This is a genomic window from Arthrobacter sp. TJ-240, from assembly GCF_058269195.1.
The window spans coordinates 547,327-569,081 of sequence record NZ_JBZCNG010000002.1; the positions used below are offsets into that span (position 1 = coordinate 547,327).

The 21,755-nt window shown below is 70.0% G+C and carries 24 protein-coding genes, 2 tRNA genes and 1 other RNA gene; 13 read left to right on the forward strand and 14 right to left on the reverse strand.

What is annotated here, in order from left to right; all coding sequences use genetic code 11:
• Window positions 1-59: 59 nt before the first annotated feature.
• From AC4D2C_RS07265 to AC4D2C_RS07275, 3 genes are all read left to right on the forward strand, one after another.
• On the forward strand, window positions 60-539 hold the full coding sequence (locus AC4D2C_RS07265) for an OsmC family protein (RefSeq protein ID WP_490913756.1): 480 nt from the start codon (window positions 60-62) through the stop codon (window positions 537-539).
• Between the two features lie 73 nt (window positions 540-612).
• Entirely contained in the window at window positions 613-1,239 is a 627-nt protein-coding gene (locus AC4D2C_RS07270) for a mechanosensitive ion channel family protein (protein WP_490913757.1), read from the forward strand.
• 101 nt (window positions 1,240-1,340) lie between these two features.
• The gene (locus tag AC4D2C_RS07275) at window positions 1,341-1,769 is read left to right on the forward strand and encodes a globin (protein ID WP_490914041.1); all 429 of its coding nucleotides are present in this window, start codon (window positions 1,341-1,343) and stop codon (window positions 1,767-1,769) included.
• A 48-nt stretch (window positions 1,770-1,817) separates the two neighbouring features.
• Here AC4D2C_RS07275 and AC4D2C_RS07280 read toward each other — a convergent pair whose 3' ends face one another.
• Entirely contained in the window at window positions 1,818-2,474 is a 657-nt protein-coding gene (locus AC4D2C_RS07280; protein WP_490913759.1) for a DUF8185 domain-containing protein, read from the reverse strand.
• Window positions 2,475-2,482: 8 nt separating this feature from the next.
• Window positions 2,483-2,947, reverse strand: coding sequence for an acyl-CoA thioesterase (locus AC4D2C_RS07285; RefSeq protein ID WP_490913761.1), 465 nt, complete (start codon window positions 2,945-2,947; stop codon window positions 2,483-2,485).
• Window positions 2,948-3,167: 220 nt separating this feature from the next.
• On the opposite strand from AC4D2C_RS07285, the gene AC4D2C_RS07290 reads away from it, so the two are divergent.
• On the forward strand, window positions 3,168-4,079 hold the full coding sequence (locus AC4D2C_RS07290) for an acyl-CoA thioesterase (RefSeq protein WP_490913763.1): 912 nt from the start codon (window positions 3,168-3,170) through the stop codon (window positions 4,077-4,079).
• A gap of 103 nt (window positions 4,080-4,182) precedes the next feature.
• On the opposite strand, the gene ettA is transcribed toward AC4D2C_RS07290, so the two are convergent.
• From ettA to ssb, 3 genes are all read right to left on the reverse strand, one after another.
• The gene (gene ettA, locus AC4D2C_RS07295; protein WP_490907915.1) at window positions 4,183-5,865 is read right to left on the reverse strand and encodes an energy-dependent translational throttle protein EttA; all 1,683 of its coding nucleotides are present in this window, start codon (window positions 5,863-5,865) and stop codon (window positions 4,183-4,185) included.
• A gap of 39 nt (window positions 5,866-5,904) precedes the next feature.
• Window positions 5,905-6,444 carry a DUF6993 domain-containing protein gene (locus AC4D2C_RS07300; protein WP_490913765.1) on the reverse strand — a complete coding sequence of 180 codons (540 nt, stop codon included), beginning with the start codon at window positions 6,442-6,444 and terminating at the stop codon, window positions 5,905-5,907.
• A gap of 126 nt (window positions 6,445-6,570) precedes the next feature.
• On the reverse strand, window positions 6,571-7,155 hold the full coding sequence (gene ssb / locus AC4D2C_RS07305; RefSeq protein WP_490913766.1) for a single-stranded DNA-binding protein: 585 nt from the start codon (window positions 7,153-7,155) through the stop codon (window positions 6,571-6,573).
• 212 nt (window positions 7,156-7,367) lie between these two features.
• Here ssb and AC4D2C_RS07310 point away from each other — a divergent pair, with 212 nt between their 5' ends.
• The gene (locus AC4D2C_RS07310) at window positions 7,368-7,898 is read left to right on the forward strand and encodes a DUF6098 family protein (protein ID WP_490913768.1); all 531 of its coding nucleotides are present in this window, start codon (window positions 7,368-7,370) and stop codon (window positions 7,896-7,898) included.
• A gap of 119 nt (window positions 7,899-8,017) precedes the next feature.
• Here the strand turns inward: AC4D2C_RS07310 and AC4D2C_RS07315 are convergent.
• From AC4D2C_RS07315 to mptB, 3 genes are all read right to left on the reverse strand, one after another.
• Window positions 8,018-8,090: transfer RNA gene (locus AC4D2C_RS07315), tRNA-Arg, on the reverse strand.
• A gap of 52 nt (window positions 8,091-8,142) precedes the next feature.
• Window positions 8,143-8,559 (reverse strand): DUF3224 domain-containing protein, encoded by a 417-nt coding sequence (locus tag AC4D2C_RS07320; protein ID WP_490907911.1) that lies wholly within the window; start codon window positions 8,557-8,559, stop codon window positions 8,143-8,145.
• Window positions 8,560-8,641: 82 nt separating this feature from the next.
• Window positions 8,642-10,162, reverse strand: coding sequence for a polyprenol phosphomannose-dependent alpha 1,6 mannosyltransferase MptB (gene mptB, locus AC4D2C_RS07325; RefSeq protein ID WP_490913770.1), 1,521 nt, complete (start codon window positions 10,160-10,162; stop codon window positions 8,642-8,644).
• 268 nt (window positions 10,163-10,430) lie between these two features.
• On the opposite strand from mptB, the gene orn reads away from it, so the two are divergent.
• The 4 genes from orn (at window position 10,431) to def (ending at window position 13,127) form a co-directional block, all read left to right on the forward strand.
• The gene (orn, locus tag AC4D2C_RS07330) at window positions 10,431-11,033 is read left to right on the forward strand and encodes an oligoribonuclease (RefSeq protein WP_490913771.1); all 603 of its coding nucleotides are present in this window, start codon (window positions 10,431-10,433) and stop codon (window positions 11,031-11,033) included.
• A 124-nt stretch (window positions 11,034-11,157) separates the two neighbouring features.
• Window positions 11,158-11,230, forward strand: a tRNA-His gene (locus AC4D2C_RS07335).
• Window positions 11,231-11,376: 146 nt separating this feature from the next.
• On the forward strand, window positions 11,377-12,549 hold the full coding sequence (locus tag AC4D2C_RS07340) for an acyl-CoA dehydrogenase family protein (RefSeq protein ID WP_490913773.1): 1,173 nt from the start codon (window positions 11,377-11,379) through the stop codon (window positions 12,547-12,549).
• A gap of 5 nt (window positions 12,550-12,554) precedes the next feature.
• Entirely contained in the window at window positions 12,555-13,127 is a 573-nt protein-coding gene (gene def, locus AC4D2C_RS07345) for a peptide deformylase (protein ID WP_490913774.1), read from the forward strand.
• 46 nt (window positions 13,128-13,173) lie between these two features.
• Here def and AC4D2C_RS07350 read toward each other — a convergent pair whose 3' ends face one another.
• From AC4D2C_RS07350 to rnpB, 3 genes are all read right to left on the reverse strand, one after another.
• The gene (locus tag AC4D2C_RS07350) at window positions 13,174-14,466 is read right to left on the reverse strand and encodes an MFS transporter (protein ID WP_490913776.1); all 1,293 of its coding nucleotides are present in this window, start codon (window positions 14,464-14,466) and stop codon (window positions 13,174-13,176) included.
• A gap of 664 nt (window positions 14,467-15,130) precedes the next feature.
• The gene (locus tag AC4D2C_RS07355; protein ID WP_490913778.1) at window positions 15,131-15,346 is read right to left on the reverse strand and encodes a hypothetical protein; all 216 of its coding nucleotides are present in this window, start codon (window positions 15,344-15,346) and stop codon (window positions 15,131-15,133) included.
• 30 nt (window positions 15,347-15,376) lie between these two features.
• An RNA gene (gene rnpB, locus AC4D2C_RS07360) (RNase P RNA component class A) lies at window positions 15,377-15,776 on the reverse strand.
• A gap of 80 nt (window positions 15,777-15,856) precedes the next feature.
• Here rnpB and AC4D2C_RS07365 point away from each other — a divergent pair.
• Window positions 15,857-16,618 (forward strand): YaaA family protein, encoded by a 762-nt coding sequence (locus tag AC4D2C_RS07365; RefSeq protein ID WP_490913780.1) that lies wholly within the window; start codon window positions 15,857-15,859, stop codon window positions 16,616-16,618.
• A 6-nt stretch (window positions 16,619-16,624) separates the two neighbouring features.
• Here AC4D2C_RS07365 and AC4D2C_RS07370 read toward each other — a convergent pair whose 3' ends face one another.
• The 3 genes from AC4D2C_RS07370 to AC4D2C_RS07380 all read right to left on the reverse strand — a co-directional run bounded on the left by AC4D2C_RS07370 (window position 16,625) and on the right by AC4D2C_RS07380 (window position 19,420).
• Complete coding sequence (locus tag AC4D2C_RS07370; protein ID WP_490913782.1) at window positions 16,625-17,581, reverse strand: reverse transcriptase-like protein; 957 nt, start codon at window positions 17,579-17,581, stop codon at window positions 16,625-16,627.
• Window positions 17,578-18,327, reverse strand: a complete 750-nt coding sequence (locus tag AC4D2C_RS07375) for a zinc ribbon domain-containing protein (RefSeq protein ID WP_490913784.1) — start codon at window positions 18,325-18,327, stop codon at window positions 17,578-17,580. Before AC4D2C_RS07375 ends, AC4D2C_RS07370 begins: the two co-directional genes overlap by 4 nt.
• Window positions 18,328-18,469: 142 nt before the next feature.
• Window positions 18,470-19,420 (reverse strand): Nif3-like dinuclear metal center hexameric protein, encoded by a 951-nt coding sequence (locus AC4D2C_RS07380; protein WP_490913786.1) that lies wholly within the window; start codon window positions 19,418-19,420, stop codon window positions 18,470-18,472.
• Window positions 19,421-19,526: 106 nt separating this feature from the next.
• Between AC4D2C_RS07380 and msrA the strand changes: the two genes are divergently transcribed.
• From msrA to epsC, 3 genes are all read left to right on the forward strand, one after another.
• Window positions 19,527-20,051, forward strand: coding sequence for a peptide-methionine (S)-S-oxide reductase MsrA (gene msrA, locus AC4D2C_RS07385; RefSeq protein ID WP_490907900.1), 525 nt, complete (start codon window positions 19,527-19,529; stop codon window positions 20,049-20,051).
• 107 nt (window positions 20,052-20,158) lie between these two features.
• On the forward strand, window positions 20,159-21,094 hold the full coding sequence (cysK, locus tag AC4D2C_RS07390) for a cysteine synthase A (protein WP_490907899.1): 936 nt from the start codon (window positions 20,159-20,161) through the stop codon (window positions 21,092-21,094).
• Between the two features lie 52 nt (window positions 21,095-21,146).
• Complete coding sequence (epsC, locus tag AC4D2C_RS07395) at window positions 21,147-21,734, forward strand: serine O-acetyltransferase EpsC (protein ID WP_490913788.1); 588 nt, start codon at window positions 21,147-21,149, stop codon at window positions 21,732-21,734.
• The last annotated feature ends 21 nt before the right edge of the window (window positions 21,735-21,755 follow it).

The window sequence follows — 21,755 nt, forward strand, 5'->3', positions numbered from 1 at the left end:
AGGGCCGCTCCGGTCCTCCCCCCGCGTGCACGGGTACTCACGGGTACTAGGGTCGAGTCATGAACCTGCAGGAACACTCCTACGCGGCGCGGATCCGCTGGACGGGCAACCTGGGCACCGGCACGGCGGGCTACCGCGCCTACAGCCGCGACCACGAGGTGGATGTGGAGGGCCCGGGGCGCCTCCTCGGGACCGCCGATCCCACCTTCCACGGGTCGAAGGACCGGTGGAATCCCGAGCAGCTGCTCCTGACCGCCGTCGCGCAGTGCCACATGCTGTCCTACCTGCACGTCGCGGTGAGGGCGGGCGTGGTGGTCACCGGGTACAGCGACGAGGCAACCGGGACGCTGCGCCTCAACCCGGACGGCAGCGGCGAGTTCACGGGCATCGTGCTGCGCCCCCGCGTCGAGCTGCAGGATCCAGGGCAGGCGGACCTCGCGGACTCCCTGCACGCGGAGGCGAACCGGCTGTGCTTCATCGCCCGGTCGCTGGCCTTCCCCGTCCACCACGAGCCCACGTCCGTGGGGGCGCCGCTGTAGCCTGTTAAGGCATCCCCGCGCCACTGTGCCCTCGTGGCGGACGTCCCGGATGCCTGCCTGAAAGTGACCCCTCATGACATTCCTCACCCCCCTCGGCTATGGCGGCCAGGTCATCACAGCTCTGATCATCATGATCGGCGCCCTCCTGATGTGGCTCGTGGTCCGCTACCTGATCGCGCGGTCCGTCACACGCGTCCAGAACGGCTACAGCGTGTTCAAGAAGCCCCACTTCAAATGGGCCCAGCCCGCACTGCGCCCGTTCGACAGTGCCCGTCGGGTGCAGCGCGCCGAGACCATCGGCGGCCTGCTCTCGAGCATCGCCGCCGTGACGATCGCCATCATCGCGTTCCTCATGGCCATCGAGACGCTCGGGTTCAACATCGGGCCGATCCTCGCGAGCGTCGGGATCGTCGGTATCGCCATCGGTTTCGGTGCCCGTGAGGTCATCCGCGACGCCTTCCTCGGCTTCTTCATCACCATCGAGGACCAGTACGGCATCGGCGACACCATCGAGGTCGGCGAGACCGTGGGCGTGGTGCAATCACTGGGCCTGCGCATCACGCGCATGGTCGACGAGCACGGCGCCATCTGGTACGTGCGCAACGGCGACATCACCAAGGTGGGCAACCGGTCGCAGGGCGATTACGTCGCTCCCCCGGCCGCACATGCAGCCACCGCCACCGCGGAGGACCGGGCATGACCGGCGAGCAGGCACCCGGCGGCTCCTCGCCCGACCCGACAGCCGCTCTCCCGTCCCCGGCGTCGCCCCCGGCCACACCCCCGGCCGGAGCGCGGGCCGCGCTGCCCGTCGAACGGCTCGTCGCGGCAGGTCAGGGCTTCAGCCAGCCCCAGTACACGGACAACTTCTACGAGACGGTGGGCGGACACGCGACGTTCGTGAAGCTCGTCGATGCCTTCTACGACGGCGTCGCCGATGACGAGGTGCTGCGGCCCATGTACCCGGAGCAGGACCTCGGACCGGCGAAGGAACGGCTCCTGCTGTTCCTCGAGCAGTACTGGGGCGGGCCGAGGACCTACGGCGAACAGCGCGGCCACCCGCGGCTGCGCATGCGGCACATGCCGTTCCGGGTGGGGCCCCAGGCACGGGACCACTGGCTGCAGCACATGCGCGCGGCCGTGGACTCCCTGGGACTCGCTCCCCTGCACGAGGCGACCCTGTGGGACTACCTCGAGCGCGCCGCGCACTCGATGGTCAATTCCGCCGACTAGCCCGACGGGGCCCGCGCATGCGCTCGTGTGCCGGCGTCTCCGTCCCGGTCAGAGGACGGCTGCGGCCCGTACGAGGATGTGCCCCCGGGCAGTACTCACCCGGGACCAGCGGCCGTTGACGTGGATCGTCGCGACGGCATCCGGGACGAGGAAGCCCAGGCTGAACGCACCGAAGGCCGCTCCCGCGGGCACCGGGCCGGCCGCGCCGCCGAGGGGCCGGCCCCAGACGGCGGCCCGTGCACTGCTCACGAGCGGCGCACCGGCGCGATCGGGCAGGCTCCGCGCCACCTCGGCGATGCCGTCCTTCGCCGCCCGGTCGAGGGCGGCGCACGGCACCTCGCCCGCGGGTGCCCAGCCGGACCGGGGCGGAAGGATCCCGGCCCAGGTCTCGGTGACCGGGACGGTCGGGACCGGGAACACGACATCGTCGACGGGCATGCGGGCTAGCCTGTCGAGGACCGACCCCAGGGAGACGGTCACGTCCACCTCCGCATCCTCCCCGAGCGCCATGGTGCGGAGCCCGAGCACGGTGGGCAGCGGCTCCCCCAGCACCGTGGGACCGAGGGTCCGCACGTACGCCGCCGCTACGCGGCCGACGCCCACCAGCCGCATGCCGCCGTCGTCGTTCGCCCGGGCCCGCGCGGTGAAGGTGCGGAAGTCCGCCACCGACTGCGCATCTGCGAACCGTAGCTCCGAGGACCCCACGCCCGCCCCTACTTCCCTCGTGCGCGGCGGAAGGGGACGGCCGGTCCCTGCCAGGACAGCAGCACGTCCTTCTGGTCGCCGGAGAGACGCACGGGCCGCCCGGTGGACCTGCTGACCAGCACCATGGTGGTCGCGGCGACGGCACTCGTGGTGCTGCCCTCGGCGTCCACGCGGTCCCGTACGGAGTAGCCCAGCTCGAAGCTCGACCCGCCCACGGCCGTGACCCAGAGGTCCACCGCAGCGGGGCGGGTGCTGAAGTTCAACGGCGCCCGGTACTCGATCTCCTGGCGCCCCACGAGCGTGTAGTGGTCCGGGTCGATCAGGTCCATGAACGAACCACCGGGCCGGGACCCGCTCATCAGGTGCACGCGTGCGTCCTCGAGGAACTGCAGGAACCGGACGTTGTTCACGTGGCCGTACGAGTCCTCGTCGCCGAAACGCAGCTGAAGGGGGAAGGTGTTCACGGGGGGCATGATGCAATCCTCTCAGGGAATCGCCGGGGCTCCGGCCGGTGGTCGCTCGGTGGTCGCTCGGTGGTCGCTCCTGTGGTCGCTCGTGCGGACATCGGGTGGTCGCTCGTGCGGTCGCTCCTGCGGACGGCGGGTGGTTTTGAGCAGGGCGGATGCGTCCGTCTAGTGTCGGACGTAGCCGTTCCCCGTTCCCGCTTCCGCCGACACCACCGCAAGGACCACGATGACCGATCTGCCGCACGAGGCCGGCGCCGCGGCGCCCCCGACCGATCCGACGCAGGCGCTCCTCGGCCTGCTGGACCTCAGCAGTGCCGAGGGGGCGCACACCGACGAGGAGATCTTCGTGGGCTCCTCCGCCCGCCAGCCGGGACGCCGTGTCTTCGGCGGCCAGGTGCTCGCCCAGTCCCTGATCGCGGCGATGCGGACCGTCGACTCGTCGCGCGAGGTCCACTCCATGCACGCCTACTTCCTGCGCGCAGGCGACTCGGACCAGCCGATCACATTCGGCGTGCAGCGGCTGCGGGACGGCCGGTCCTTCTCGGCGCGCCGTACGCACGCCTACCAGAACGGCGTCCCGATCCTGTCGATGATCGCGTCCTTCCAGACCCCCGATGAGGGGATCGTGCACCAGGACACCATGCCGGCCGGGATGCCCGATCCGGAGAGCCTGCCGACCACCGCCGACCTCCTCGGCCGGCTGGACCATCCCGTCGCCCGGGCGTGGGCCTTCGAACGGCCCTTCGACATACGGCACGTCGACGCCCCGCTGTACCTGAGCAACGAGGGCTCCCGGGAGCCCCGGAACGCCGTGTGGATGCGGAGCCTGGGAGCGCTGCCCGACGATCCGAACCTCCACCGCGCGGCCCTCGCCTACGCGAGCGACTACACCCTGCTCGAATCGATCCTCCGGCCCCACGGGCTCAGCTGGATCCGGCCGGGCATGAGCGTCGCCAGCCTCGACCACGCCATGTGGTGGCACCGCCCCGTGCGCGTCGACGAGTGGCTCCTGTACGTGCAGAGCTCGCCGAGCGCGTCCGGTGCGCGCGGCCTGGCCGCGGGACGCATCTACAACCGGGAGGGCGAACTGGTGGCGAGCGTGGCGCAGGAGGGCATGATCCGCGTCCCGCCGGCCTGACCGGTCTGCTTACGGGCTGATTACGGGCTGCTTACTGGACAACAGAAGAGGGACACGGCATCCGCCGTGTCCCTCTTCCTGCATCACGTCACGCGTCGGGGCACTAGTCGCGGGTGAGGCGGCGGTGCGTGACGCGGTGCGGCTTGGCGGCGTCGGGTCCGAGCCGCTCCACCTTGTTCTGCTCGTAGGCATCGAAGTTGCCCTCGAACCAGTACCAGGCGTCCGGGTCGTCCTCGGTGCCCTCGTAGGAGAGGATGTGCGTGGCGACCCGGTCGAGGAACCACCGGTCGTGCGAGACGACGACGGCGCAGCCGGGGAACTCGAGCAGCGCGTTCTCGAGGCTCGAGAGTGTCTCCACGTCGAGGTCGTTGGTCGGTTCGTCGAGGAGCAGCAGGTTGCCACCCTGCTTCAGCGTCATCGCGAGGTTCAGGCGGTTGCGCTCACCACCGGAAAGCACCCCGGCCTTCTTCTGCTGGTCCGGTCCCTTGAAGCCGAACGCCGACACGTAGGCGCGTGACGGCATCTCGACCTGACCCACCTGGATGAAGTCGAGGCCGTCCGACACGACCTCCCAGAGGCTCTTGTTGGGGTCGATCCCGGCGCGGGACTGGTCGACGTAGGAGATCTTCACGGAGTCACCGATGCGCAGTTCACCGCCGTCGAGGGGTTCGAGACCCACGATGGTCTTGAACAGCGTGGTCTTGCCGACGCCGTTGGGACCGATGACGCCGACGATGCCGTTCCGGGGCAGCGAGAAGGACAGCCCGTCGATGAGCATCCGGTCGTCGTAGCCCTTGCGCAGGTTGCGCGCCTCGATGACCTGGCTGCCGAGCCTCGGGCCCGGCGGGATCTGGATCTCCTCGAAGTCGAGCTTCCTGGTGCGCTCCGCCTCCGCGGCCATCTCCTCGTAGCGGTTCAGGCGCGCCTTGGACTTCGTCTGGCGGCCCTTGGCGTTGGATCGGACCCACTCCAGTTCCTCCGTGAGGCGCTTGGAGAGCTTCTGGTCCTTCTTGCCCTGGACCTCCAGGCGCGCCCGCTTCTTCTCGAGGTACGTCGAGTAGTTGCCCTCGTAGGGGTACAGGTTGCCGCGGTCCACCTCGGCGATCCATTCGGCCACGTGGTCGAGGAAGTAGCGGTCGTGGGTCACGGCCAGGACGGCACCGGCGTAGGACGAGAGGTGCTGCTCGAGCCAGAGCACGCTCTCGGCGTCCAGGTGGTTGGTGGGCTCGTCGAGGAGCAGCAGGTCCGGCTTCTGCAGCAGCAGCTTGCAGAGCGCCACCCGGCGTCGCTCACCACCGGACAGGACGGTGACGTCGGCGTCCGGCGGCGGGCAGCGCAGGGCGTCCATGGCCTGCTCGAGCTGGGAGTCGAGGTCCCAGGCGTCGGCGGCATCGATCGCTTCCTGCAGCTTGCCCATCTCGTCGAGCAGCGTGTCGAAGTCGGCGTCCGGGCTGGCCATCTCCTCGGAGATCTCGTTGAAGCGCTGGATTTTGCCGTAGATCTCGCCCACGCCCTCCTGGACGTTGCCGAGAACGGTCTTCTCCTCGTTCAGGGGCGGTTCCTGCAGGAGGATGCCGACACTGTAGCCGGCGCTCAGGCGGGCCTCACCGTTCGAGGGCGTATCCAGGCCGGCCATGATCTTGAGGATGGTGGACTTGCCGGACCCGTTCGGGCCGACGACGCCGATCTTCGCGCCCGGGAAGAACGACATGCTGACATCGTTGAGGATGACTTTGTCGCCGACGGCCTTGCGGGCCTTGGTCATTGTGTAGATAAATTCCGCCATGCCTCAAGGCTAGTGGGTGCTCAGGGTGTTCTCACACTCTCACCGCTGGCCACCGACGAAGCACCGGCCCGACGCCAGGGCCGGCAGCACGACGACCGACACGGCGCCCTCCCGCACCTCCCCGAACACGCAGCGCCCGCCCAGGAGGCCGGCGCCCTGGATCGCGTCGACGTCCAGACCGGTCGGGGTCGTGTCGACCGACACCTCGACCGTCTCCGGCGCGACGCCCGACGCGGTGAACCCCTGCTCGATCGCGCCCCGGACCTGATCGCTGGTGACCGCGTCCTGGTTCGCTGCCAACGCTCGCAGGGCGGAATCGACCGCGCCGGACACACCGGCGAGGTCGTCCTCGGGCGGCGCCGTACCGGCAGGCGGGTCCTGGTCCTCCTGTGCCGGCGCCGTCGTGGCGGGGTCGGCCGGTTCGCCCGCCGGCGCCGCGGAGACTTCCGGAGCCTCCATCGCGGGCGATGCCGCGCAGGAGCTGAGCGCGAGGAGGATCGCGGCCAGCGCCGCTGCACCCGCGATGCGCCGTCGGCCGATGGTCGGACGGACGAACTGGGCGGGGACGGCGGTGATCACGTGTTCATCCTGCCACGCACCCGCGGCGGGCCCCGGCCGTTCCGGCCCGCGCCGGCTGCCCTGCTCCCTGTCCGAGGGCGGCCCCCGCCGATCCGTGGGCAGCCCCCTCTCCTCACCGGCGGGCCGTCAGAAAGGAACGCTCGCCGTGTCCACGGCGTCCTCCCTGTGCGATCGGTCCAGGTCGCCGGCACGACCGGGCCCGCCCGGATCCGTGGTGCCACCGATCTCCCCGAAGGCCGCGGTCGCGTCGTACAGCTCGCCGGTGGCGACGTCCATGCCCTCGGGCAGGCCGTCGTCCGCAGCGCCTGGCTGGTCCTCCTGTTCGGCCGCGGACCGCGCGTCCGTGCGGTCCGCGGTCGTCCTCCGGAAGTTCGCCGTCCCCCACATCAGGTCGTGGCCCGCGGTGTCCGCGTCGATCTCCACCGATGTGCCCGTCCTGCCGTCCGCGCTGCTCCACGGCCGTACCCTCAACCGGCCCGTGACGATCACGCGGTCCCCCTTCTTGATGCTGGCACCGGCATGCGTGGCGAGCTGACGGAACATCGACACGGAGTACCAGTTGGTGTGGCCGTCCACCCACGCGTTCGTCTCCCGGTCGAAGCGGCGCTCCGTGGAGCACATGCGGAATCCGGCGATCGCCAGCCCGCTCTGGGCGGAGGTGAGGCGCACATCCGTGGCGACATAGCCGCGCACGGTGATGGTGTCAGTCATGGGTTTGTCCTTCCGTAGATCGGAGGAGCGGCGAGGTGCGCTCCCGATCAAGCGTCGGTCGGGCAGGTCTCCCCGCGAGAGCCGAGAGCTCCTATGTGGACAACCACGCGCCCGCGGCGCCGCGGTAGAGCACAGGAGGGGGCTAGCGGAAGTACTGGTGGTGTGCGAATCGATTCTTGGGGCGCATGGTGATCCGTTCCTAGCATGGAGACATGGACACGGCAGCACCTTCCCGCACGAGGGCGGAACCCGGCACCGACACCCGACCGGACACAGAACCGGACACCGAACCAGACACCGAAGCAGGCACAGAGGCAGCAACCGGTACCGACACCGGCGAGCGCGTCATCACCACGCTCGACGAACTCTGCGAACTCGTGCAGGGACCCTGCACGGTGTACCTCCGCTACTCCTCCGGCTTCGAGGCGGACCGCGGCGGGACGAGCAGGGACGGCGAGAGCGGGCTGGACCTGCCCGGTCTGTCCGTCAATCCGCTGACGCCGGAGCAGTGGTGGACGCGGCCGCTCACGGACTGGCTCGCCCGGCAGGTATGCCAGTACCGGCATCTGGCGGAGGAGGAGGAGCGCTTTCCATGGGTGCTGAGGGGCCGGTGCGTGGGCCGCGGCCCCGACTCCGAACCGCTCCTCACCAACGTGGTGCCGCTCGGGAGGCTGCACGACGATCTGCTCCAGGAGGCAGTGCGGGTCTACGACGAGAGATTCGACACCGGCAATCGCCCCTAGCCCGGACGCCGGCGGGGCTACGGGCGGGACGCGGGTCCACGGCGGGAAGGGCATGCGGCCGGGACGGGCGTACAGAAAAAAGCGGAGGGCCGGACGCGCGGCGTCCGGCCCTCGTGCTGTGCCCCCGGCAGGATTCGAACCTGCGACCAGAGGATTAGAAGGCCCCTGCTCTATCCCCTGAGCTACGGAGGCAGTGCGCCCAGTTTACTATGGGCGGTTCCGGGCGCCGGGCGTCGGCTCGGACTCATTCGTCCCCGGGGAAGCTCACCCTCAGCTCGAGGCGGTGCTGTCCGTCCGGGTCCTGCGAGTAGACCGCCTTGCCGGAGATGCCGTGCAGTCCCTCCGTACCGGAGCCGGGGACGATGTGCCCCGAGCTGGCCGCTTCGGCGCCCTCGGCGACGCCCCAGTGCTGCACCGTCATCGCCCCGGTGCGCTCGCCGACCGTCCCCACGAACTGTTCGGAGGCCACGTACCCGGCGCCGACGTCATTGCCCGCCATGAGCAGCTCGGCCGTGCTCGTTCCGCTGATCTCGCCCTCGAACACCTTCGCGGCGCGCACCCTCGACAGCTCGCCGGTGCTGCCGGGTTCGGTGTAGGGCTCGGCGTCCCATTCGGTGATCTCGAACTCTCCGTTGTACGTCGTCGTTCCTGTTTCAATCATCTGCTCAGTATCGCTGCTCCGCGCCCGTCCCGCATGCCCATTGTGCCTCGGGGGCCCGTGAACCACCCCGGCGGAGCGCACATCAGTGCAGCTGGCCGGGTTCCAGCGGGTGGTAGCGCTTGCGGAACAGGACCTTCGTGCTCCGGTCCACGAAGACGAGGTACAGCGCGAACGCGAGGGCGACGACGGCTGCCACCTGACGCGCCATCATCAGGCTGAAGTCGAAGTAGGGGAAGATGTCCAGCTGGTCCGTGATGGCGTAGACCATGAAGAAGGCCACCGTGAAGTAGAGGAACTTGACCTGCCAGTCGTCACGGATGCCGGTGACGGCGAACAGCGGGATCAGCCACACCACGTACCAGGACTGGATCATGGGCGAGAGCAGCACGATCGCGGCGAAGGCGAATGCGAGCCGGCGCACGAGACGGCTGTGGTCGCCGCGGAAGATCTGCAGCGCGATGATCACCAGCGAGGCCACGCGGGCGAGGGTGTTGAAGGCGTTGGTGACGTCCCAGCCGTTGAGCCCGACGGCGTCGCCCAGGGTCGCGATGACGAGGCCCATGAAGCCGATGGGCGCGTACCAGATCCACACGCTGCCCGGCGTGCTGAGGGCGCCCACCCAGCCGAAGCCGAAGGTGTTGACCATCCCCATCACCCACAGGATGCCGAGGGACAGCCCGGCTGTGAGGAACCAGTAGAGGAAGCGTCGCGGCCAGGAAGCTCCCCTGCCCGCCCACATCAGCCCGACGAACGGCAAAAAGATCAGGGTGATCGGCTTGATGCCTACGGAGAGGGTGATGAGCAGGATGCCGAGGAGCGGCCGCCGGGTCGCCGCGAAGTAGAGCCCGGCGAGCGCGAGGCCGATCATCAGGGAGTCGTTGTGGATCGCGGCCACGAAGTTGATGAGGAACAGCGGGTTGGCGACGGTCAGCCAGAGGGCGCGGTTCGCGTTGATGGAGTGCAGTTCCGCCAGCTTGGGGACGAAGTAGACGCACAGGGCGACACCGATGAGCGCGACGACCCGGAACAGGATGATCGAGGTGTCGGGGTGCCCGCCGGTGAGCCTGACGATGCCCTCCTCGATCCAGAGGAACACCGGGCCGTACGGGGTGGGGCTCTGAGCCCAGAGGTCGTCGGCGCCGATCTGCAGGTAGTTGGAGATCTGCGAGTAGCCGTCCACGTACGGGTTGAGCTTGGCCACCATGACCTGGCCCTGCGCGATGTAGGCGAAGACGTCGCGGCTGAACAGCGGCAACGCGGCGGCGAGCGGAATGGTCCACGCGACGATGGCTTTCAGCACGTAGGGGCGGGTCTCGTCCGACCAGCCGTTCAGCCGCTGGCCCAGCCGGAGCCAGGCCCGGATCAGGAGCATCCCGCCGAGTGCGAGCAGCAGCACGGACAGGACCGCGCCGGCGGGTTCGAAGCGCAGCCAGATGATGACGGAGTTCCGCCTCAACTCCGTGGAGGCCAGCGACAGCCAGCCGACGCCGAGGGATCCCATCCACATCAGCAGCGAACCGACGAAGCCCTGCACGACGGCGACGTTGGGGCGGTTCAGGCCCGGCTGCGTCTCGACCTTCGTGAGGGGGACCTGGGCGGGCATCTGGGGATTCCAATCGTCGTCAGGCAGGAGGTCGGCGTCGCATGCTCACGTTCTCGGGCCGCCGACGGGTCGCGATCGGACGGCGGACACCGCGGTGCCCCGTGCCGGAATCGGCGGGGGCACCCAGGTCTCCCCGCAGCCCCGAGCGGACTGTTCGAATATTAGCACCGGCCCCTGCGCGGTCCCCCGGGCACGGCCCTCGGCGCGGCCGGACACGCGCCTTCGACCGGCGGGTGGGGCCGTCGGTCCCGGACGGTACATTGGTCGAATGCCGATATCGAGTGAACACATCGTCTGGATCGACTGCGAGATGACGGGGCTGGACCTGACCCACGACGGGCTGATCGAGGTGGCCGTCCTCGTCACCGACTCGGAGCTCAACATCCTGGGCGAGGGTGTGGACGTCGTGATCAAACCGACCGCCGAGGCCCTCACGCACATGGGGGATTTCGTCCGGCAGATGCACACGACGTCGGGCCTGCTCGAGGAGCTGGACAACGGCATCAGCATGGGGGAGGCCGAGCAGCTGGTGCTCGAGTACATCCGGACGTGGGTGCCGGAGCCGCGCAAGGCGCAGCTGGCCGGCAACTCGGTCGGCACGGACCGGAATTTCCTCGCCCGGGACATGCCGCTCGTCATCGACCACCTGCACTACCGCGTCATCGACGTGTCCACGATCAAGGAGCTCGCGCGCCGCTGGTACACCCGCGCCTACTTCCAGGCGCCGCCCAAGACGGGCGGGCACCGCGCCCTCGGTGACATCGAGGATTCGATCAGGGAGTTGCGCTACTACCGCGCCGCGGTCTTCGTGCCCTCGCCGGGCCCGGACTCGGCCACGAGCAAGGCGATCGCCGGTACCGTCGCTCCCTGAGGCCCACCGGCGGGTGCCCGGACCGTGTGTCGGGAGCACACCGAAATGTGTGTAAACTTGTATCCGCTGCCTGTCGCTGACAGTCCGGACGGGGTTCCCACGGGCTGGCCGGTGACGACACATGGTGGGTATAGCTCAGTTGGCAGAGCGCCTGGTTGTGGTCCAGGAGGTCGCGGGTTCAACCCCCGTTACTCACCCTCAGGTGCCAGGGAAGGTCCTGGCCACGTATGCCGCCCCGGAGATGATCCGGGGCGGCATACGCATTTGCGGCCCACCCAGCCCAGCCCCGGACGGCAGCCCTCGGGACATGCCCGCGGCTGCCAGCACCGAAGGACCAGGAACCATGGAACGCACAGTGTTCGACGAGGATCACGAGCTCTTCCGCGACGTCGCCCGCGAATTCAACGAACGGGCCGTCGCCCCCCACTACGCGGGGTGGGATCAGCAGCACATGATGGACCGGTCCGTCTGGACCGCCGCGGGCGAGCAGGGCCTGCTCGGGCTCGCGGTCCCCGAGGAATTCGGCGGTGCGGGCATGTCCGACTACCGCTTCCGCTCGGTGCTCGACGAGGAGTTCGCCCGCAGCAACCACCTCGCCGTCGGACTCGCCTTCCACCTGCACGACGACCTCGTCCTCCCGCACCTGCTCGCGCACGCCTCCGACGACCTCAAGGAGCGGTGGCTTCCCGGGATGGTCTCCGGCGAGATCGTGACGTCCTGTGCATGGACCGAGCCTGGAGCCGGCAGCGACCTGCGGGGAATCCGCACCCGGGCCGTCCGCGACGGCGACGACTGGCTCATCACCGGCCAGAAGGTGTTCATCGGCAACGGCATCAGCGGTGATGCCTCCCTGGTGCTCGCCCGCACCGACGGCAGCACGGGCCGCGGGGCCAGTGACTCCTTCTCCCTGTTCATGGTGCGACGCGGCGAGGGGTACACGCCCGGGCGACAGCTGGACAAGATGGGGCTCCGCGCGTCGGACACGGCCGAGCTGTTCTTCGACAGCGTGCGCGTCCCCGGCGCGGACCTCGTGGGCGAGGTAGGCCAGGGCCTGCGCTACAGCCTCGAGCAGATCCCCCAGGGCCGCCTCGGCATCGCCGTCGCCGCTGCCGCCCTCGCCCGGGCGACCTACGAGCAGACCCTCCGGTACGTGACCGACCGCAGCGCCTTCGGGGAGCGCGTGCTCGACTTCCAGACCACCCGCCACGTGCTCGCGGACATCCTGACCGAGATCCGGGTGACGGAGACCTTCGTCGACCACGCGGTCCTCGCCTTCAACGCCGGCACCCTGACCCCGACGTCCGCCGCCCAGGCCAAGCTGTGGGCCAGCGAACGCGCCAAGTCCATCACCGACCGGTGCCTGCAGCTGCACGGCGGCTACGGGTACATCCTCGAGTACCCCGTGTCGCAGGCCTTCCTGGCCGCCCGGCTGCTGACGATCTTCGGAGGCACCAGCGAGATCATGCGTGAATCCATCGGACGGTCCATTGCGGACCGTCCCGCCCAGAACAGGTAGGTCCCATGACCGTCCATCCCATCGTCATCACGGGTGAGCCCGTCCTGCATCGGCGCGCGCAGCCGGTGGAGGCCTTCGACGACGGACTGCGCACGCTCATCGCCGACCTGTTCGAGACCATGGACACCGCGAACGGCGTCGGCCTCGCCGCACCGCAGATCGGTGTGGGGCTCCGCGTGTTCGTGTACGGGATGGAGAACGACGACGACGTGCCGCCGCGCGGGGTCCTCGTCAACCCGACCCTCGTCACCTCGAAGGTGCCCGGGTCAGACCCCGATCCCGACGACGAGGCCGAGGGCTGCCTGTCCGTGCCCGGCGAGGCGTTTCCGCTCAAGCGCGCCGAGTGGGCGCGGATCTCGGGCTTCGACGGTGACGGTACGCCCGTCGAGTTCGAGGCGACGGGGTGGTTCGCACGGTGCATGCAGCACGAGTTCGACCACCTGGACGGGAAGCTGTACGTCGACCGCCTCGACGCCCGGCAGACGAGGAAGGCCAGGAAGACCATGAAGAGCAACGGGTGGGGCGTGCCTGGCCTGACCTGGAGGCCCGGCGTCGACCCCGACCCGTTCGGTCACTGAGGCCTGCGGACGGTCACGCCCGACGCCGGCGCGTCCATGCGTCGGGTCAGGTATTCGTCGTCGCGGCCGAGCGGGCGTCGGGTGCGGGTGCCTCGACGAGGTCCTCCAGCCGCCGGACGCCCCGGAGCGGTCCGAGCAGGGCCACCAGCGGCGCCAGGGTCGCGATCACGACGCCGACCACCACGGCCCCGCGCACCCCGATGGTCTCGGCCAGGATGCCCGCCAGCAGGCTCGCGACCGCGAGCATGCCCCAGCTCACCGTGCGGGACGCCGCGCCGAGGCGTCCCATCATGCCGGGCGGGCACACGCGCTGGCGGAAGCTCGAGCCCACCACGATGTTCCACGCGACGCTCGCGCCCATGACGAACATGCCGACGACGCCCCACAGCATGCCCCAGCCGGGTGTGAGCACCAGGAGCGAGGCGTAGCCGAGCACCCCCGGCACCATGGACCAGCGCCAGAGCGGTCCGGAGCCGATGCGCTCGCCCAGCGCGTTCGCCGTCGTGCCACCCACTGCGCCGCCCACGGACGCGGCGGCCAGCAGCAGCCCGAGCCACACCTCCGACTCCCCCAGGGTCCGCAGGACCAGGACGACGAGGAGGGACGCGGCGATGTTGCCGCCCAGGTTCCACAGCGCCGCGTTGAGCAGGATGGCCCGCAGCGGGGCGGTGCTGAAGGTGTAGCGGAGCCCTTCGGACATCTCCTGCAGGATGCGACGGTCGCTCCGCGGCTGCACGACCTCCTGCACGTCGAGGCGCAGCAGGGCGAGCAGGGACACCACCGAGGTGGCCAGCTGCACGATGAGCGCATTGGACGCCCCCACCGTCCCGGCCAGCCACCCCGCCACCGACCGTCCCGCGGCGTCCGCCGCGGCGCCGGAGCCGGTGATCAGGCCGTTGCCCTCCATCAGTTCGTCGGGTGTCACCGCCTGCTGCACCAGGGCCGAATCCGCCAGCTGGAAGAACACGGACGCCACCCCTGCCACGAAGGCGGCGGCGAACAGCAGCGGCGTGGTGAGGAAACCCAGCCAGTACCCGAGCGGAAGGAGCGCGAGGACCATCACGCGCACCGCCAGCGCCGCCAGCATCACGGGCCGGCGGGGCAGACGATCCACCCACGCGCCGATGACGAGCCCGAGGAGGAGCCAGGGCAGGAACGTCATGCCGGCCAGGGCGGCGACCGCGAAGTCGCTGGCCCGGAGTTCCACGGCGGCAATGACGGGCAGCGCCACGGCGGCGACCGCGTTCCCGAACACGCCGAACGTGCTGGAGACCATGAGGGCACGGAAGTTGCGGTTGCGCGTCAGAAGCCATCGGCTCCCCCTACCCCCTGCGCTCATCCGATCACCCTAACCCAGGCATCGTGACGGCTCCGGGCGCGCCGGGGGTCCCGGTCAGGATGACTTCGCAGGGTCTTGACGGAGCGTGCGTCACCTCCGATAATCCGTTGCCTGTGGCATCTTCCGAGTTCCCGCGTTCTCCCATGGCTTAGAGGGCCCTCCCCGATTGCCGCACCACCGGCGGAAGCGGAGAATAAGGGGTGGGAGTGGGTTACGCGGTCGTTCCCCCAGCAGTACCGCGGTCGACCGGCTCCTGAGGCGGCTATAGACGCCGGGCGGTCCCCCTACCTCTTGAGACCGGGTACGGGGGGCCGCTTACTTCTTCATCCGCGAAGCGCCGACGGTCAGCTAGCGGTCCGCTCTCGGGGAAGGCGAACGGGTCAGCCCCGTAGCCCCAGCGGTAGGCCGACCCGTTCGTACCGCCGTGCTCATCGAGGAGACCCACGGCGGTGTTCACAGAGTATGTGGGCACGCGGCCTTCGCGGACGCGCGACGCGCCGAGAATCCTGCGGCAGCACGCAGACGGTGAAGGGTTTCGCGATGGCCTGGGCGAACAGCCACGTCCCCTGCCAGTAGGTGGAGTGCTCCATGGCGCGTCAGTGTGGGCAGACGGTGGTGTCGTCCGCCGGCCTCAGGTCGAGGAAAGGAAGCGGGACGGAGACGGCTAGTTGTCCCGTCGGAAGGCCGCTGCGATACCGTGCACCAGGACGATCAGTAGTAGTGTCGCCCCGCCGAGGAACAGGGCGCCGAGCCATAGGTCAGGAGGTTCGCCGCTGCCGTTGGTTCCCCACCCGAGGCGCCGCGCTGCGATCGTACAGGCGATCATGGAAGCACCGACGATGAAGCAGATCGCCACCCATTTGGGACGTCGTTCAATCATCTCATCAGCCTAGATCAGGTGAGCGGGCGAGGGATGGGTCGACCGATACGCCGGGTTCTGTCATCGCGCGTCGTCGCCGACGCGCGAGTAGCGGCCATCCATCTACGGACGCCGTTGCCGACGCCCTCCAGCGGCCTACCCGTGCCCTCGGGCGGGCAGCCCTCGAACGGACACTGTCTGGCCTTGCTCCGGGTGGGGTTTACCGAGCCACGCCGGTCACCCGGCGTGCTGGTGGTCTCTTACACCGCCTTTTCACCCTTACTGCCTGCGCCGGCCGGAGCCTGCAGCACGCAGCGGTCTCTTTTCTGTGGCACTGGCCTGCGGGTTACCCCGAGTGGGCGTTACCCACCACCCTGCCCTGCGGAGCCCGGACGTTCCTCGGTGGATCGGGCGCGTGCGCACCGTCCAACGCGGCCGCCTGGTCGACCCATCCGTCATCCATTCTAGACGGGTCGGCGGGCCCATCCCGACGGCGACAGGAGGGCCGCCGACGTCCGATAGGGTTGATCGGTGCTGATCCTGCTCCCCCCGTCCGAAGGCAAGTCCGCCGCCCGTACGGGCGGTCCCGTGCGGCTCGAGGACCTCCACTTCCCTGTGCTCAACGACGCCCGCCGCTCCGTGCTCGCGGCCCTGAAGTCCGTCAGTGCCGACCATGACGCGCACGCGGTCCTCGGCGTCGGCGCATCCCTCATCGAGGACGTACAGCGGAACCTGGTGCTCGACGTCGCCCCGGCCGCCCCCGCCCACGACGTCTACGCGGGGGTCCTGTACGAGGCCCTCGGGTACGCCCGGATGACGCCGGTGCAGAAACACAGGGCGCGAGAGCAGTGCGTCGTCGTGTCCGGTCTCTGGGGCGCCCTCGGCTTCGGCGACAGGATCCCCGCCTACCGCCTGTCCATGGCGGTGGACCTGCCCGGCACGGGCCGCCTGGCGTCCTTCTGGAAGAAGCAGCTGGCCCTGCCGCTGGCCGAGCACGCGGGCACGGGCCTGGTCGTCGACTGCCGGTCGAGCACCTACGCAGCGGCGTGGAGCCCGCCGCCCTCGCAGAGCGCCGCCGTGAACGTCTTCCAGCTGCGCGACGGCCGACGGACGGTGGTGTCCCACTTCGCCAAGCACACGCGCGGCGAGTTCGCCCGGCACCTGCTCACGCGACGCGGCACGGCCCCCGGGACGCCGGCGGCCCTCCTCGCCGCGGCCCGCGAGAAGTGGACAGCGGACCTCGAGCCCGCGACAGCGCGGAAGCCCGCCCAGCTGAACATCGTGCTCGACTGACGTCCGTCAGTCGGCGACCAGCTCCACCTCGAACCCCTCGGCGTTCTCGAGGTACGCGGCGTAGTGGCCCGGCCCTCCAGCGAAGGGGTGGCGGTCGGGGAACATCAACGACCAGCCGTGGCTCGCGGCACGGCGTGCCAGCAGGTCGACGGCCGCGCGCGGGCCGGCGCGGAAGGCGAGGTGGTTCACCCCGGGGCGACGCCGCTCGTGGGCGCCGGCGGTCACGTCCGGCCCGCTCTCGAGCACGATGTAGAAGTCGTCGGACCCGAAGCTGATCCCGTGCTCCCAGGACTCCCTGCGCGGGAACCCGAGGCGCTCCAGCAGCCAGCCCAGGCTCGCCTCCGCAGCGGCGAGGTCCCCGGTCCACACCTCGACGTGGTGCAGCCGGCCAGCGGGCCGCGGAGCCTCCTCCGCGGACGGAGCGGCCGGCGTGCCCGGCGTCGGGTCCGGCGCGGGCGCGGCGGCGCGCCGCTTCCACGGCACGCCGGCCATGCCGGCGTCCATGGCCTCGTTGGAGAGCCGGTCGGCGTCCTTGTTCCGCTCGCGCGGGATCCACTCGTAGGTCACGCGGCGCGGGTCGAGGACCTTGCGCGCCTTCGCCGCGAGCACCTTCATGTCGGCGTGCTTGATCTGCCACCGCCCGGACATCTGCTCCACGACGAGCTTCGAGTCCATCTTCACGTGGACCGCGGCCCGCGGGTTGATCTCCCGAGCGAGTTCGAGTCCCGAGACGAGGCCCGAGTACTCGGCGACGTTGTTGGAGGCCTTGCCGATGTACGCGGCCTTCTCCACGAGGATCCGCCCCGTGTCCGGATCGCGCACGAGGGCGCCGTAGCCGGCGTGCCCCGGGTTGCCGCGGGAGCCGCCGTCGGCCTCGACGACGAGGCGTGCGGGCCCGTCCGCGGCCGCCGGGGAGTCGGAGTCGTCTCGCTCGTAAGGGTCGAAGAGTTGCTGGTGCGTCACGGTTGCTGGGGTCCCCAGTCGCTCGAGCGGACGAGGATACAGCCAGAATCGGGGCACAGCACCACGTCGTCGGGCGCCGCCCCGGCGATGTCGCGGAGGTCGCCGGGGCTGAGCTGCATGCCCGATCCCTCGGACTTGCCGTGGAACAGCCGGGCGGCTCCGACGCCGCGCTTGACGAGGATCCGCTCGTACAGGGCGAGGAGCGCCGTGTCGAAGGTCGAGGCGAGGTCGTTGCGGCGCGCCTGCACGTCGACGCGCTGGACGTCGATGTCCGCGAGCTCAAGGTCGCGCGCCTCCTCGAGGTCGCGGAGTTCGGCACGGACGGCGTTGGTCCGTTCCTGGACGTCGGCCCGGGCGGCGCGCGCCGCCTCCACCCGTTCCATGACGTCGAGTTCGATGTCCTCGAGGTCGGAGCGCCGCTTCGTCAGCGAGGCGACCTCGTGCTGCAGCGCGGTGAGATCCTTCGACGTCCCGGTGCCGCTGTTGAGGCGCTTCTCGTCCCGCTCGAGGCGGTCCACCACGGACTGCACCTCGTCCTCGGCGCGCGTCAGTTCACGCTCGAGGTCCCCGACCTCCGTGCTGGCCCGCACCAGTTCCGCGTCCACCTCGGCCACGCGGGCGGCGACGGCGCCCAGCGCAGGGTTGCCGCGCGCCGCGACGGCCTGGCGGGAGAGCTTGTTGAGGGTCGAGTCGAGGGCCTGCAGGTCGAGCAGGCGGAGTTGTTCCTCGGGTGCAGCCTTGGCCACGGTTAACCTCCAGGGTCGGACGGACGGGGCTCGACGGCCGGGTCGGACGCGTCGTTCCAGCCTAGGCCACCGGGGCCGCGCGGCAGGTCAGTCGCCGGTCAGTCGCCGGTCAGTCGCCGGTCAGTGGCCGGTCAGTGGCCGGTCAGTGGCCGGGCGTCAGCACGAAGTCCCAGGGGTCGGTGTTGACCCCGCTGACACGGATGTCGGTGGTGAAGCCCTGGTCCGAGAGGACGTTACCGAGGGCATCCGCCGCCGGGGTGAGCCACAGCCACTCGCTGCCGAAGTGCGAGACGTCGATCAGGTACGGCGGGCCGTCGGCGGCGGCCTCCCTGACCTCCGACGCCGGGTGGTGACGGAGGTCCGCCGTCACGTACACGTCCGCGTGGCTCGAGCGGACGCGGTCGAAGAGGGAGTCGCCCGCCCCTCCGCACACGGCGACCCTGCGCACCTGCGCGTCCTTGTCACCGGCGACGCGCACGCCGCCGGCCACGGCGGGCAGGATCGAGAACACGGTCTCGGCGAAGACCCCGAGAGGAACAGGCTCGGCGAGGTCGCCCACGCGTCCGATGCCCTCCTCCGGCAGACCGTCCGCAGCCCGGGCGAGGGGCTCCACGTCCTGCAGCCCGAGGGCGTCGGCGAGCACGTCCGACACCCCGCCCACGGCACTGTCACCGTTGGTGTGCACCGTGACGAGGGCGCAGCCCGCCTCGATCAGCCGGTGGATGGCGTCGCCCTTGAACCCGGATGCCGCCACGGTGGAGACCGGCTTCAGCAGCAGGGGGTGATGGGACACGATCATCGTCGCACCCCAGTCGAGCGCCTCGTCGAGGACGGCGGCCGTCGGGTCCACCGTGAAGAGGATCTTCCCGGCCCTGTTCCCGGTCCGGCCCGCCACCAGCCCGACGGCGTCCCACCCCTCGGCGAGGCTCTCCGGCCACAGCTCCTCGATGGCCACGAGGACCTCGCCGACGGTCGGCACGCGGACGGCCGGTGCGGGCACTGCGCGCGCGGGGACGGCGGACGAACCCTCGCCCACCGTGGCGGTCCCCGCGGCTCCCGCCGGACCGACGCCGTCGTGCTCTTTCTGTTCCATGACTCCAGTAATACCTGCCGCCCTGCCGCCCCTCCAACCCTTACGGGTTCACCCACGGCAGATGACGGTCGGGAATCATCGGGGCGCACCGCGCATTGACACAGTCATGAAGACTTTCGTGCTCGGTGGGGGCTGTTTCTGGTGCCTCGATGCCCTCTACCAGAAGACCCGTGGCGTGACCGAGGTGGTGTCCGGCTACACGGGCGGCCACACGCGGCACCCTGACTACGACTCCGTCTGCTCCGGCATCACGGGCCACGCCGAGGTGGTGGCGGTGACGTTCGACGAGACCGTCATCCCCGAGGACGTCATCCTTGACATGTTCTTCGTGTCCCACGACCCCACCACGCTGAACCGGCAGGGCTACGACGTCGGCACCCAGTACCGCAGCGTCATGTACTACCAGGACGCCGAGCAGAAGACGCTGTTCGAGGACGCGATCCGACGCAACCAGGAGAACTGGAAGAACCCGATCGTCACCGAGGTCAGCCGGCTCCCGCAGTTCCATGTGGCGGAGGAGTGGCACCAGAACTACTACGCCAAGCACCCCGAGCAGGGCTACTGCCAGGTGATCATCAACCCCAAGCTGTCGAAGGCCCGCAAATATTACGCCCAGTGGCTCGCCGCCTAGGTGCTGTGTCGGTCACCCGTTAAGCTGACCGCCGTCGCTCGGGAGCAGGCGTCCCACCCGCCACGACCGACGTCGCCCCTCCCCTTTCCAGAACAGGCAGGCTCCACATGGCAAAGATCTACGACGACGTCACCCAGCTCGTGGGACGGACGCCCCTCGTCCGCCTGAACCGGCTCACCGAGGGCCTGGACGCCCAGGTCGCCGTGAAGCTCGAGTTCTACAACCCCGCCAACAGCGTGAAGGACCGCATCGGCGTGGCCATCATCGACGCCGCGGAGAAGGCCGGCGCCCTCCGGCCCGGCGGCACGATCGTCGAGGGGACCTCCGGCAACACCGGGATCGCCCTGGCGATGGTCGGTGCGGCACGCGGGTACCGGGTGCTGCTGACCATGCCGGAGACCATGTCCACGGAACGGCGGGTGATGCTGCGGGCCTACGGCGCCGAGATCATCCTGACGCCCGGTTCCGAGGGCATGCGGGGCGCCGTCGAGCGGGCGAAGGAGATCGTCGCGACGACGGAGAACGCCATCTGGGCACAGCAGTTCGCCAATGCGGCGAACCCTGCCATCCACCGCACCACCACGGCCGAGGAGGTCTGGGAGGACACCGACGGCGAGGTGGACATCTTCGTGGCCGGCGTCGGCACCGGCGGCACCATCACCGGCGTCGGCCAGGTCCTGAAGGAGCGCAAGCCAGGCGTGCAGATCGTCGTCGTCGAGCCCGCGGACTCCCCCATCCTCAACGGCGGCGCTCCCGGCCCGCACAAGATCCAGGGCCTCGGGGCGAACTTCGTCCCCGAGAACCTCGACCGCGAGATCTACGACGAGGTACTGGATGCCACGGTGGAGGACTCCGTACGCATCGCCCGGGCGCTGGGCACGCAGGAGGGGATCCTCGGCGGCATCTCCTCGGGAGCCATCGTCTGGGCGGCCCTCGAGCTCGCCAAGCGCCCCGAGAACGCCGGTAAGCTCATCGTGGCGGTCGTCTGCGATTTCGGCGAGCGCTACATCTCAACGGTGCTGTTCGACGACATCCGCGGCTGACGCCGCCCCGACTCGACACCCCGTTCCTATCGATCCCCTGAGAGGGTAGCCGGTGAGCTTCCTAGAACGACTGCGCGAGGACCTCGAGACCGCGCGCACGCATGATCCGGCTGCCCGTGGGTCCCTCGAGAACACCGTCGTGTACTCCGGGCTGCACGCCATCTGGGTGCACCGGCTCACCCACCGCATGTGGCGGGACGAGCGGCTGCGCTTCCCGGCGCGGGTACTGTCGCAGCTCGCGCGGGCCCTGACGGGGATCGAGATCCACCCGGCGGCGACCATCGGGCGCCGGTTCTTCATCGACCACGGCATGGGGATCGTGATCGGCAGCACCGCGGAGATCGGCGACGACGTCATGCTGTACCAGGGGGTGACGCTCGGGGGACGTTCGCTCGAGAAGGTGAAGCGCCACCCCACCATCGGCGACCGGGTGACCATCGGCGCGGGCGCCAAGGTGCTCGGCCCCATCACCATCGGCGCGGGGAGCGCTGTCGGCGCGAACGCCGTCGTGGTGAAGGACACGCCGCCCGACTCGATCGTCACCGGCATCCCGGCCACGTTCCGGCACCGCGACTCGCGCCGCGAGACGCAGCCCGCGGTCGATCCCGCGGAGTACGTGGATCCGGCCCTCTACATCTAGGCACGCCACCCATCAGGCCGC

Bases quoted from the DNA above. Each gene is read 5' to 3' on its own strand.
- mptB (WP_490913770.1), bottom strand. From the start codon at position 10,162: ATGCCCGCCCAGGTCCCCCTCACGAAGGTCGAGACGCAGCCGGGCCTG.
- AC4D2C_RS07310 (WP_490913768.1), top strand. From the start codon at position 7,368: ATGGACACGGCAGCACCTTCCCGCACGAGGGCGGAACCCGGCACCGAC.
- AC4D2C_RS07380 (WP_490913786.1), bottom strand. From the start codon at position 19,420: ATGGAACAGAAAGAGCACGACGGCGTCGGTCCGGCGGGAGCCGCGGGG.
- AC4D2C_RS07270 (WP_490913757.1), top strand. From the start codon at position 613: ATGACATTCCTCACCCCCCTCGGCTATGGCGGCCAGGTCATCACAGCT.
- AC4D2C_RS07350 (WP_490913776.1), bottom strand. From the start codon at position 14,466: ATGAGCGCAGGGGGTAGGGGGAGCCGATGGCTTCTGACGCGCAACCGC.
- ettA (WP_490907915.1), bottom strand. From the start codon at position 5,865: ATGGCGGAATTTATCTACACAATGACCAAGGCCCGCAAGGCCGTCGGC.
- msrA (WP_490907900.1), top strand. From the start codon at position 19,527: ATGAAGACTTTCGTGCTCGGTGGGGGCTGTTTCTGGTGCCTCGATGCC.
- AC4D2C_RS07285 (WP_490913761.1), bottom strand. From the start codon at position 2,947: ATGCCCCCCGTGAACACCTTCCCCCTTCAGCTGCGTTTCGGCGACGAG.
- ssb (WP_490913766.1), bottom strand. From the start codon at position 7,155: ATGACTGACACCATCACCGTGCGCGGCTATGTCGCCACGGATGTGCGC.
- AC4D2C_RS07340 (WP_490913773.1), top strand. From the start codon at position 11,377: ATGGAACGCACAGTGTTCGACGAGGATCACGAGCTCTTCCGCGACGTC.
- cysK (WP_490907899.1), top strand. From the start codon at position 20,159: ATGGCAAAGATCTACGACGACGTCACCCAGCTCGTGGGACGGACGCCC.
- AC4D2C_RS07290 (WP_490913763.1), top strand. From the start codon at position 3,168: ATGACCGATCTGCCGCACGAGGCCGGCGCCGCGGCGCCCCCGACCGAT.
- AC4D2C_RS07320 (WP_490907911.1), bottom strand. From the start codon at position 8,559: ATGATTGAAACAGGAACGACGACGTACAACGGAGAGTTCGAGATCACC.
- orn (WP_490913771.1), top strand. From the start codon at position 10,431: ATGCCGATATCGAGTGAACACATCGTCTGGATCGACTGCGAGATGACG.
- AC4D2C_RS07265 (WP_490913756.1), top strand. From the start codon at position 60: ATGAACCTGCAGGAACACTCCTACGCGGCGCGGATCCGCTGGACGGGC.
- AC4D2C_RS07355 (WP_490913778.1), bottom strand. From the start codon at position 15,346: ATGATTGAACGACGTCCCAAATGGGTGGCGATCTGCTTCATCGTCGGT.
- def (WP_490913774.1), top strand. From the start codon at position 12,555: ATGACCGTCCATCCCATCGTCATCACGGGTGAGCCCGTCCTGCATCGG.